Origin of the sequence: Nostoc sp. CHAB 5715 (assembly GCF_020829685.1) — a bacterium.
GTDB lineage: Bacteria > Cyanobacteriota > Cyanobacteriia > Cyanobacteriales > Nostocaceae > Nostoc.
Window position 1 is genome coordinate 1 of record NZ_JAIVFR010000142.1, and the last position, 10,267, is coordinate 10,267.

The following is a 10,267-nucleotide window of genomic DNA, read 5'->3' on the forward strand; positions in this document are numbered from 1 at the left end:
TTCCGAATTGTTTGACTTCGATGAAGCAGACATTCCGTAGAACGAGCCGGAGGGAGATTGAGTTCATTGCTAAAGCAAGCATTGATTTATGACCCAAAATTTCCCAATATTTGACAACTACATGCAAGTTTTGGGATTGGGTGATGAAGCGTACTTGTTCTGAACAGTGAAATCAACCTCTTAAAGGTGTAATGTAATTGGGTAGAACCCAGATTTTGACAGGTTTAACTACGTTGTTTAAAAAGGCAGAAACAATACATGCTACACCGCAAGATTTATCAACTCTGTTGCGATGGGCGCGAGGTATGTGTTTTCTTGCGGGACCAGCAACGCTGGATTGAACGCGCCCGCATCATCGACATAGAGGGAGATTTAGTGACTCTACGTTATGAAACAGAAGAAGAGGACGAAGTTTGTTCTTGGGAAGAAATGGTTCGCCTCGAGAGCATTGGTGCTGTAACGCAAAAACTGGCTTCAGTACCACGCGGTAATGTGGAACCTTTGATGACTGAAGATTGTCCCGAAGCCGAACGCATCCACAACCGTTACACTGACTCAAATCCAGAATAATTAGTCATTAGTCATTAGTCATTGGTCATTAGTCATTGGTCATTAGTCATTGGTCAAAAATGACAAAGGACAAAGGACAAAGGACAAAAGACAAAACAGCTAATGACTATTGGCTCTCATTCAAACCTTCAAAAGCAGGACAGTAACCTTCTAGAGTTACCTTAAAGTTATACAACGGGGAAGCTGGATTCCAACACCGCTGCCCCCTTTGATGTCGGCAAGTACCGCAACAGTCTACATCTGTCCATGTATAGCGATCGCTATTTTGATTGAGCAATTCACGTTGAGACAATCCCCTCAATACTAGTTCTTCGCCTTGCCAACGAGCTTCGATTAAACCAGTATCGGCAAATTGCCGCCAACGTGGATCGGTAGTAATCACATCGGCGAGGGTGATTGTGATTACTGTTCCCAACTCTGTCAGTTCGCCTTCGTAATTAGTTTCTGGTGCTGCCGGTTGTAAAAATGTATCGCCGATAGGCAATTCTACTAAAGTGTCAGCCGCCGGGGAATGGACATGGTAGCGGTTTTGCAACTCCTCTAAGCTAGTCAAGTCTGCCAAGTAGGCAGGAGAACCGTGAATAAAAATGACGTGCTGGGGTCGCAAATTATGAATTAGCTGCGTAGTACCAGGGCCATCACTATGTTGAGCTAAGAGATAAGTTTCAACAGTGGTAGGTGCTAAATATTCTTTATTAACTTTTATATCAATTTTTTCTGGTAGAAGAATTAGCCAAGGGCCAGTGTCTAGTTGGCAGTGCTTACCCAAATCATCTGTAGAGTCGGTGAGGACTATACAAGGTGACTTACCCACAGTGGGACGATGTTCTGCTTGTAAACGACGCACGCGCGGACGCACTCGTTCATCCCAAAATAAAGGTTGATGGCGGGCGAAGTTCTGTACAGATGGGGGAAGGTGGGGTAGCAGTTCTAAGTAGGCATCACACCCAGTGGCGACAGCACCATCTACCCAGATATCTAAATCTCGTCCGGTGAAATGGTGATGAGAGCGTAAGAGCATTAATAATTCTTGACCCAGCCCTAAAGCCGGAGTGGGAAGGATTACAGAACATTGGTCAGCGATCGCCCGATTAATTCGTTCTACTAATTGATTTTCTTGGTTGCGGCGGTGAGGATGACGGGATGTGCCATAACTGCCTTCAATAATTAGCACATCCAAGTCTAATCCTCGCAGTTCCTCTAAACGCAAACCTTCTACCAACCGAGAGTTCGACAAGAAAAAATCTCCTGTATACAGTAGTTTGTAACTACGCTGCTTAGTGGTGTAGGTAAGGAGAATTGCCACAGCCCCCGGTAGATGCCCGGAGGGAAATAATTCTGCCACCAAACCATCTTGGAATTCCACAGGCGATCGCAACGGCAAGGCATGACAAAATTGAGAAATTTCCTCAGGATCTTGGTTTAGCCAATTCAACGGCAGTAACTTGCTGGTTACTTCGCTACCATAAATAGGTAACTTTGGAAAAGCTTTATGCAGTGCCAGTAAGCCTCTGGCGTGATCTGGGTGAGCGTGACTAATCAAAACGAAATCTGCTGGTGGGGGCGAACCAACTCCCCGTACCGACTTAGTAAGCCCCTTCGCCAGCGATGAAATATCCTCCAAACCACAATCCAACAGGATGCGGTGTGGCCCCATCTTCACCAATAAACACACACCCTCATCGTAATGCTGGACACTATAGGGGAAACATTCTAATTCACTACCCCCTTCCGCAGCATCTACGCGAGAGGATGCCGACAGATTATCCCTCATGCTCTCCTCCCCTCAAACCTCATCATCATGGACATATCCCAAAAGCCAAAAATTACACAAATTTTGGTTTTGTGACTTAGGGGTAAGTTTTATCGTGCGCCCCTACACCCTGAGAATACAGATTTTTGATTGGGGAGGACGCCTCTACCGAACCCGCACTGGTTCAGAAAGGTGGACTAACCAGAAGCCATCAAATTACTAGCTAAAGGATGCCTCTTGTTTATTTTCCCTTTGCAAGTTCTGAACGCTCTTAACCAACTCACACTACAGGAAGTTGCCCAAGCGTTTACAGATTTATCTCAATGTGCAGAGCCATTGCCGTGATAGTTATCTGAATCATAGAATCCATTTTTTGTGCCAAAAAATAAGCACGAAAGTGTAAAGATAACTGTCAATCCAGCTAGAATCAGCTTTACATCCATTTTTTTGCTGCCCCTTACTTAAAGACTTTCCTATATTAATTTAGTGCTTCCGCAATCAAACGTAATCGCTAGAAAATCTTTACTATGCTTATGTGGATTGGGCAATAGGTAAATTTACCGCAATCAGTCAGATTGTAGAACCTTTCGGTTCACCTGTCCATTGATCTAGATGTAAAGCAATATGACACCAGGAGCAATCCTCTACACCCTCTAAAAATCCTCAGTAGTTAGGATTGATCCACTGTTCAAATAAGCTTTTGAGGCTGTTTAAATACAAACGTTTAATAATTTACTAAACTTTACCAAAAACGCTCTCTTCATCCAAAACTAGTCTCAACGCCAAACCCAAGCCATCACCTTAATATTAAAAGCAGGAGCAATTATTTCCCAACCCCTAAATAAAAATACCTGTGTTGTATGACTATTGAACGACTTCCCCAAAAACACTATCCCAAGGCTGAGATTGGGCGGCGAGGTATGGCATTGGGGCTTGATTTCCTTGGTGTCTGGTTAGTCAGTTCCCTACTGGGAGGCGGCGATATCGGTATTCAATTTGTGCAAATCCTAGTTTTTGTGATACTTTGGCTAATTTTGCGGGTGCTGGTGGTATACAACAATCAAGGGCAAAGTTTAGGGCGTTGGGCGTTCGATTTAAAGGTGTTGGAAGTTGAAGATGGGGAAGTAGTGAGCAGAATTCCAGCTTTACTCTCACTGCTAAAGCGAGAGGCGATCGTCGGCTTGGGTGCCCTTTTAGTGTCAATTGCCCTGAGCAATATTAGAGCTAATCCCACTGCTATACTGCTAGTACTTCCCCTAGCAATTGATTGTGGGACTGCCTTCTCTGATGCCCAAATGCGGCAGGCTTTACACGATCGCTATTGTGGAACTTTTATCGTTTCGTCGCGTCGTGGCTACTCGCTCGATATAAAAGTTAAAAGATTAGTTGATAATATGCGGCGGAATGTGAGAAGATAGTCATTTGTGTTAATTCTCTTCAGGCTTCACTGTTTGTAAGATTATGGCTAAGAGTAAAGGTGTCCGCATTATTATCACACTAGAGTGTACTGAGTGCCGGACAAATTTAGACAAGCGTTCTGCTGGTGTTTCACGTTATACCAGCACCAAGAATCGCCGCAACACCACTAACCGGCTAGAACTGAAAAAGTTCTGCACCCACTGCAACAAACATACCGTTCACAAGGAAATTAAGTAGAGATGAGTTATTTCCGTCGTCGCCTTTCTCCAATCAAGCCAGGAGAACCAATCGATTATAAAGATGTTGATTTACTGCGTAAGTTTGTCACCGAGCGGGGTAAGATATTGCCACGTCGGATTACTGGGCTTACATCTCAGCAACAGCGAGAGTTGACATTAGCAATTAAACGTTCGCGGATTGTGGCTTTGTTGCCATTTATCAATGCGGAAGGCTAAAAATAGTGATGAGTTATGAGTTATGAGTTATGAGTTATCAATTAACTCCTCACTCCTCACTCCTCACTCCTAACTAATTTAAATTGATGAGTTAGAAGTTATGAGTTATCAATTAACTCCTCACTCCTCACTCCTCACTCCTAACTAATTTAAATTGATGAGTTAGAAGTTATGAGTTATCAATTAACTCCTCACTCCTCACTCCTAACTAATTTAAATTGATGAGTTAGAAGTTATGAGTTATGGGTTATGAGTTATCAATTAACTCCTCACTCCTCACTCCTAACTAATTTAAACTGTTCACCAAATTAAAGTGCGAGAGTTGTGGAGAAGGGGACGCTAGTTGAATTTAGGGTTCAAAGCGATCGCCGTCTGGGCATCGTAGAACGCCCAGACGGTAAAACCCGCTGGTTTGTGGTAGACGAACGTGGTCAATCCCACAGCCTCGCGCCTAGACAAATAACTTATACAGTTACCAAAGAGACCTACAAGCCCTCAGAGATTGCCAATTTTCTGGAGCAGGTTAAGCCTTATTTAGATCCATCTAGCTTAGAAGTGGCTTGGGAATTACTGGTTGAAGATGGGGAAACAGTCACCCCAGATCAAATGGCAAATTTGCTATTTTCTGAATCAACTGCCCCTCCTTGTTACGCCGCCCATTGCTTGTTATCAGACGACAAACTTTATTTCAAGCAAAAAGGAGACGCTTACGAGCCGCGAACTGCTGCTCAGGTGGCAGAACGCAAGCACCAGATGGAAGTAGAGGCGCTAAAAGCTAAGGGACAGCAGGAATTTTTAACTCGTGTAGAGCAGGCGCTCAAAGGTGAAGCAGTAGAGTGGGGGCGCCACGATCGCCAGCGCTTAGAAGGACTCGAAAAATACGCAGCGCTGCTTGCTGACACCGTGCGGACAGGGGTGAATTATGACTCCTTGGCTCGCGCTTATCCGCCAAGCGCTTCAGTATTAGAAACTATGACCATGCTGGGACGGCCCACAACACCCCAAGGGGCCTTTCAACTGTTGGTGGATTTGGGTTGCTGGAGTCCTTATGAAAACTTGTTCCTGCGTCGTTCTTCAATTCCGATCCAATTTCCTAATAAGGTATTAGAAGTGGCGCAACAGCGTTTGGATTTCCCGCCAATTGACTCAGATACAAACCGCCTTGATCTGACTCACCTGAAGGTCTACACCATTGATGATGAAACTACCACAGAGATCGACGATGGTCTGAGTTGGGAAGTACTCCCCGATGGACAAGAACGGCTGTGGGTGCATATCGCCGATCCCACTCGATGGTTAGTGCCGGAAGATGAATTAGATTTGGAAGCCAGAAAGCGGGGTAGCACAGTCTATTTACCTACGGGGATGATTCCCATGTTCCCAGAGGTATTAGCAACTGGGCCAATGAGTCTGATCCAGGGACGGGTTTGTTGCGCCCTCAGCTTCGGAATTATTTTAGATATAACTGGGGCAGTAGAAGATTACAGCATTCATACCAGCTTAATTAAGCCGACTTATCGCCTCACCTACGAAGATGTAGATGAAATGCTGCAATTACGGGTACAGGCAGAACCGGAAATTGCAGCGATCGCAACTTGGGCACAGAAGCGCAAAGCTTGGCGTTACGCCCAAGGGGCAATTAGCATCACCATGCCGGAAGCGATGATCAAAGTCAAAGGTGACGAGATCAATATTGACATTTTGGACGATTCCCCGTCGCGGCAAGTAGTGGCAGAAATGATGATTGTTGCCGGTGAAGTTGCGGCTCGTTATGGTAAAGCTCATAACATACCTTTGCCCTTTCGCGGTCAGCCCCAACCAGAATTACCCCCAGAAGAAGAATTGCTGCTACTTCCTGCCGGATTCGTTCGCGCTTGCGCTATGCGTCGTTGTATGCCCAAGAGCGAAATGAGCATTACGCCTCTGCGCCATGCTGGTTTGGGTTTGGATACTTACACTCAAGCAACCTCTCCCATTCGCCGTTACAGTGATTTGCTTACCCACTTCCAACTTAAAGCCCATTTGCGGGGTGAAGTTCTGCCATTTACCGCAGATCAACTTAAAGAAGTGATGATGACTGTCACCAGCATCACCCAAGAGGTGACGATGGTAGAACGGCAAACTAATAGATATTATGCTCTAGAGTATTTACGCCGCCATCCAGAAGAAACTTGGGATGTAACAGTGTTGATGTGGCTGCGAGAAGACAGCAACTTGGCCCTAATTTTGTTAGAAGATTTGGGCTTGCAGTTACCAATGGTTTTCAAGCGTTCTGTGAAGTTGGGCGAACAGATATTGGTGAAAGTCAGCCACGCCGATCCGCAAAAAGATATGATCCAGTTTCAAGAAATAGTTTATCAAGAAGCCCAAACAGCAGCGAATTAACTAATTTGTCATTTGTCATTTGTCATTTGTCATTTGTAATACTCGCCAGAGGCTAGTATTATCAATTATGAATTATTTTAATAAAGTTTAGGGGTTTAATTCCCCAGCAATAGAAGGGCAGCACGTTTTGTATTGGGGTCTAAATCCCCATCACTTTCACGTAATTGCGAACTTGTACTGAGCGTAGCCGAAGTATTGCGAATTGCGAATTGCGAATTGCGAATTGTTTTAACCTTGCTCTAACCCCTGTCGGTTAGGATATAGAGTAAATCGAATGAGGTAATAGTTGTGAATATATCTTTGACCCCAGAACTGGAGCAGTTGGTTAAGGATAAGGTTAGTAGTGGGAAATATCACTCAGTGAGTGAGGTGATGGGTGAAGCATTGAGATTGCTAGAAGAACGCGATCGCATTCGAGATCAGCGTCTAGCAGAATTGAAAGCTAAAATCCAAGTTGGTATTGAAGAACTCGAACGTGGTGAAGGAATTGATGGTGAAGAGGTATTTGCTGAACTTGAAGAAGATATCCGACGTGCCCAAGCCCAGATGCAACAAGCAGAGGCCGCTAAATAATGAGTAGGTGTATTTTTGCGCCTTCAGCTAGATTAGATTTGAAAGAAATTAGCAGCTATATTACCCGTTTTAATCCTGGTGCGGCTCGAAAACTCAACAAAAAAATTATAGAGCAGTGTAAACTTTTGGCTGATTTTCCTAATATGGGTCAAAGTTGCGATAATTTTGCAGATGGTTTACGGAGTTTCCCCGTGGAAGATTACTTAATATTTTATCGTCCCATTGAGACTGGTGTGGAAGTTGCACGTGTTGTCAGTGGTTATCGGGATTTAGAGACAGTTTTCTTAAGTGAGGATATTCCTTAAAATTGCATTTGACGAAAGCGATCGCTTCTCTAACGAATATGTCAAAAACTCATAACAAAATAATTATTTTCGATACCACCATGCGTGATGGAGAATTGACGCCTGGTGTCAAAATGAATTTGCAACAAAAAATCACCATATCCCAATTGCTCGAAGAAATGGGAGTAGATATTATTGAAGTTGGTTATCCAGGAAGTTCTCAAAAAGATTTTGATGAAGTCTTTAATATTTCTAAAATAATTAAAAAATCTACTATTTGTGGGCTAGCGAGTTCCAATCCCAATGAAATAATCATTCTGGCTGAAGCAATTAAAGCAGCTATAAAAGGTAGAATTCACACCTATACTCCGGTAAATATTAAAAATCAATTTGAACTCAGCAAAGAAGAAGTATTAGCAACAATCAAAGAAAGTGTTTCTCTGGCACGCAATTACTGTGATGATGTAGAATGGAGTGCTTTTGACGCTCCCAGAAGTGAGCCAGATTTTTTGTGCAAATCTATTGAAACTGCAATCAAAAGTGGTGCTAACACTATTAGTATTCCTGATAGCTTAGGTTTGGCATCGCCAGAAGATTTTTCGCAACTTCTGCAAATGATTTTTAATCGAGTAGCAAATATTGATCAAGCTGTCGTTTCAGTACACTGTCATGATGATTTGGGCATGGCGGTAGATAATTCACTTATTGCTTTAAGTTGTGGCGTGAGGCAAATTGAATGTGCAATTAATGGTTTGGGTGCGAGGAAAGGTAATGCAGATTTAAGTCAAGTGGTGATGGAGGTTTTAAAACAGGGGAATTATCAAATTGATATTGACACTTCGTTAATAAGTAAAGCAGCAGAGTTGATTTTTCAAATAACTAGAATTAGAAAGGGAAAATAGTTAAAATAATTACTCTTTTTTCCCCATCTCCTCACACTGTGCTTTTGACATCACAGCCCGGATATAGTCATTTTTACCATTGGTATAAGCCTCGCGATCGCTCCGAAAACTTGCCGCCAAATCGCGTTTTAAAGCTTCATATCGTTTCGCCTCTTCAGGATGCCTTCTCAGATAGTCGCAAAATAGCTTGCGTTCCCAAAATTTGCTATCAATCTCGACTATGTGAACATGATGAGTCCGTTGCTTTCCGTATGGTGGCATTCCTTTGACAAAAAACATCCGTCCTGGATCTGGGTTTTCACGCCAATAAACGTATCCCAACGATTCCAATGCTGGAATAGTAGATTTCGCATCTACTAAGGAACGTACTCCTACCATGATGTCAACAACTGGTTTGGCTGCCATTCCTGGTACTGCCGTACTACCAATATGTTCAATTTCCACAACTAAGTCATTGCCTAGTAGTTGCCGAATCCGCTCGGCTTCTTCTGCAAACAAAATCTGCCAACGTGGGTCATATTCGACTATATTTACTTCATCCATCGGTGAAATTAATTTTATCTATATACAGTGGTAGGGGATTTCCAATAAATAAACTATACAATCTTGTGGGGTGGGCATCTTGCCCGCCCGTAATCAAGGGCGGGCGAGACGCCCACCCCACAATAAATAATTGGATATTTTTTTATTTGGAAGTCCCTAGTTAGTTAAATCCTTTATTTAATTACCATTCCAGCAATTTTATTAGTATAATAATGGATCGTGTCGAATTAAAGCTAGACCATGCCTAAACTAAAGACTCGTAAAGCAGCAGCGAAGCGATTCCGTGCCACCGGCACCGGCAAAATCGTCCGTCGTAAAGCTTTCAAAAACCACCTTTTAGAACATAAAACTTCTGACAAAAAGCGTAGCCTGTCCAAGAGCGCACTTGTACATGAACGCGATGAACTTAACGTGCGCTTGATGCTCCCATATTTGTAAGTATTTCAGGGAATAAGTTATGACTCGGGTAAAACGCGGTAACGTAGCTCGGAAGCGCCGCAATAAAATTCTCAAACTAGCTAAAGGTTTTCGCGGTTCCCACTCAACTCTGTTTAGAACTGCCAACCAACAAGTGATGAAGGCACTACGGAGTGCCTACCGCGATCGCAAAAAGAAAAAGCGCGATTTTCGTCGCCTCTGGATCACCCGCATCAACGCTGCTGCAAGGCAACACGGCTTGAGTTACAGCCAGTTGATCGGTAACTTGAAAAAAGCTGATATCCAACTCAATCGCAAGATGTTGGCACAATTAGCAGTCCTCGATCCAGCTAGCTTCGGCAAAGTCGCTGAACTAGCAAATCAAGCTAAAGGATAAAGGTGGCAAGGGATGTATAACAGATGTAACAGATGGCAAGTAATTACTCGGTTACATCTGGTATTATCCGCCACTATTTTTTGGATATCTTGCTTTTCCATAGTGGGGACAGGATTAACTGCATCTGCTGCCGAAATGCCAGAAATTCAGCAGCGAGGCTATCTAACTGTTGCCGTTAAAGATAACTTGCGTCCGTTGGGATTTAAAGATGCCAACGGTAATTTGCAAGGCTTAGAAATTGACTTGGCACAGCGATTGGCACTTGACTTGGTTGGTAAAGCCGATGCTGTAAAATTGAAACCTGTAGCAAATCGCGATCGCTTGTCTGTAGTGTTAGACAAAAAAGTTGATTTTGCGATCGCTAGGGTAACAGCAACTGAATCTCGCAACCGTATAGTTAGTTTCAGTGTTCCCTACTATTTGGATAGCACTGTCTTAGTTACAAAAGATGCCTCTGTACAGAAATTGAGTGATTTGGCAAAACAAAAAATTGCCGTACTCAACAACTCCAGCACCATTGCCCAAGTACGGTACTATGTGCCAAACGCCGAGTTGGTACAGGTTTCAAT

13 protein-coding genes are annotated in these 10,267 nt (G+C 43.4%); 11 read left to right on the forward strand and 2 right to left on the reverse strand.

Features of this window, described 5'->3' with window-relative positions:
* Window positions 1-258: 258 nt before the first annotated feature.
* On the forward strand, window positions 259-570 hold the full coding sequence (locus LC574_RS10270) for a DUF6679 family protein (protein WP_012408115.1): 312 nt from the start codon (window positions 259-261) through the stop codon (window positions 568-570).
* A gap of 106 nt (window positions 571-676) precedes the next feature.
* Here the strand turns inward: LC574_RS10270 and LC574_RS10275 are convergent, their stop codons facing one another.
* A complete protein-coding gene (locus tag LC574_RS10275; protein ID WP_229453429.1) occupies window positions 677-2,344 on the reverse strand; it encodes an MBL fold metallo-hydrolase in 1,668 nt (555 codons plus the stop codon).
* An 839-nt stretch (window positions 2,345-3,183) separates the two neighbouring features.
* Here LC574_RS10275 and LC574_RS10280 point away from each other — a divergent pair.
* The 7 genes from LC574_RS10280 (at window position 3,184) to LC574_RS10310 (ending at window position 8,341) form a co-directional block, all read left to right on the forward strand.
* Window positions 3,184-3,741, forward strand: a complete 558-nt coding sequence (locus LC574_RS10280) for an RDD family protein (RefSeq protein ID WP_229453430.1) — start codon at window positions 3,184-3,186, stop codon at window positions 3,739-3,741.
* Window positions 3,742-3,784: 43 nt separating this feature from the next.
* Window positions 3,785-3,979: a 50S ribosomal protein L33 gene (gene rpmG / locus LC574_RS10285; protein ID WP_229453431.1), complete on the forward strand. Its 195-nt coding sequence runs from the start codon at window positions 3,785-3,787 to the stop codon at window positions 3,977-3,979.
* 2 nt (window positions 3,980-3,981) lie between these two features.
* A complete protein-coding gene (gene rpsR / locus LC574_RS10290) occupies window positions 3,982-4,197 on the forward strand; it encodes a 30S ribosomal protein S18 (RefSeq protein WP_012411240.1) in 216 nt (71 codons plus the stop codon).
* A gap of 324 nt (window positions 4,198-4,521) precedes the next feature.
* A complete protein-coding gene (locus tag LC574_RS10295; RefSeq protein ID WP_229453432.1) occupies window positions 4,522-6,582 on the forward strand; it encodes a ribonuclease R family protein in 2,061 nt (686 codons plus the stop codon).
* A 288-nt stretch (window positions 6,583-6,870) separates the two neighbouring features.
* Window positions 6,871-7,155, forward strand: a complete 285-nt coding sequence (locus LC574_RS10300; RefSeq protein WP_229453433.1) for a type II toxin-antitoxin system ParD family antitoxin — start codon at window positions 6,871-6,873, stop codon at window positions 7,153-7,155.
* Window positions 7,155-7,460: a type II toxin-antitoxin system RelE/ParE family toxin gene (locus LC574_RS10305; protein ID WP_229453434.1), complete on the forward strand. Its 306-nt coding sequence runs from the start codon at window positions 7,155-7,157 to the stop codon at window positions 7,458-7,460. The genes LC574_RS10300 and LC574_RS10305 overlap by 1 nt, the downstream gene beginning before the upstream one ends.
* Before the next feature lie 38 nt (window positions 7,461-7,498).
* Window positions 7,499-8,341, forward strand: a complete 843-nt coding sequence (locus LC574_RS10310) for a 2-isopropylmalate synthase (RefSeq protein WP_229453435.1) — start codon at window positions 7,499-7,501, stop codon at window positions 8,339-8,341.
* Between the two features lie 9 nt (window positions 8,342-8,350).
* Here LC574_RS10310 and LC574_RS10315 read toward each other — a convergent pair whose 3' ends face one another.
* On the reverse strand, window positions 8,351-8,884 hold the full coding sequence (locus LC574_RS10315) for a GrpB family protein (protein ID WP_229453436.1): 534 nt from the start codon (window positions 8,882-8,884) through the stop codon (window positions 8,351-8,353).
* Between the two features lie 240 nt (window positions 8,885-9,124).
* Here LC574_RS10315 and rpmI point away from each other — a divergent pair, with 240 nt between their 5' ends.
* The 3 genes from rpmI to LC574_RS10330 all read left to right on the forward strand — a co-directional run.
* Complete coding sequence (rpmI, locus tag LC574_RS10320; protein WP_229453437.1) at window positions 9,125-9,322, forward strand: 50S ribosomal protein L35; 198 nt, start codon at window positions 9,125-9,127, stop codon at window positions 9,320-9,322.
* 19 nt (window positions 9,323-9,341) lie between these two features.
* Window positions 9,342-9,698: a 50S ribosomal protein L20 gene (rplT, locus tag LC574_RS10325; protein WP_229453438.1), complete on the forward strand. Its 357-nt coding sequence runs from the start codon at window positions 9,342-9,344 to the stop codon at window positions 9,696-9,698.
* 12 nt (window positions 9,699-9,710) lie between these two features.
* A partial coding sequence (locus LC574_RS10330; RefSeq protein WP_229453439.1) for a transporter substrate-binding domain-containing protein occupies window positions 9,711-10,267 on the forward strand: 557 nt, incomplete at its 3' end.

What these genes read in the sequence shown, in the direction of transcription:
- LC574_RS10270 (WP_012408115.1), top strand. Translation starts at nt 259, where the DNA reads ATGCTACACCGCAAGATTTATCAACTCTGTTGCGATGGGCGCGAGGTA.
- LC574_RS10310 (WP_229453435.1), top strand. Translation starts at nt 7,499, where the DNA reads ATGTCAAAAACTCATAACAAAATAATTATTTTCGATACCACCATGCGT.
- rpmI (WP_229453437.1), top strand. Translation starts at nt 9,125, where the DNA reads ATGCCTAAACTAAAGACTCGTAAAGCAGCAGCGAAGCGATTCCGTGCC.
- rpsR (WP_012411240.1), top strand. Translation starts at nt 3,982, where the DNA reads ATGAGTTATTTCCGTCGTCGCCTTTCTCCAATCAAGCCAGGAGAACCA.
- rpmG (WP_229453431.1), top strand. Translation starts at nt 3,785, where the DNA reads ATGGCTAAGAGTAAAGGTGTCCGCATTATTATCACACTAGAGTGTACT.
- LC574_RS10315 (WP_229453436.1), bottom strand. Translation starts at nt 8,884, where the DNA reads ATGGATGAAGTAAATATAGTCGAATATGACCCACGTTGGCAGATTTTG.
- LC574_RS10280 (WP_229453430.1), top strand. Translation starts at nt 3,184, where the DNA reads ATGACTATTGAACGACTTCCCCAAAAACACTATCCCAAGGCTGAGATT.
- LC574_RS10305 (WP_229453434.1), top strand. Translation starts at nt 7,155, where the DNA reads ATGAGTAGGTGTATTTTTGCGCCTTCAGCTAGATTAGATTTGAAAGAA.
- rplT (WP_229453438.1), top strand. Translation starts at nt 9,342, where the DNA reads ATGACTCGGGTAAAACGCGGTAACGTAGCTCGGAAGCGCCGCAATAAA.
- LC574_RS10275 (WP_229453429.1), bottom strand. Translation starts at nt 2,344, where the DNA reads ATGAGGGATAATCTGTCGGCATCCTCTCGCGTAGATGCTGCGGAAGGG.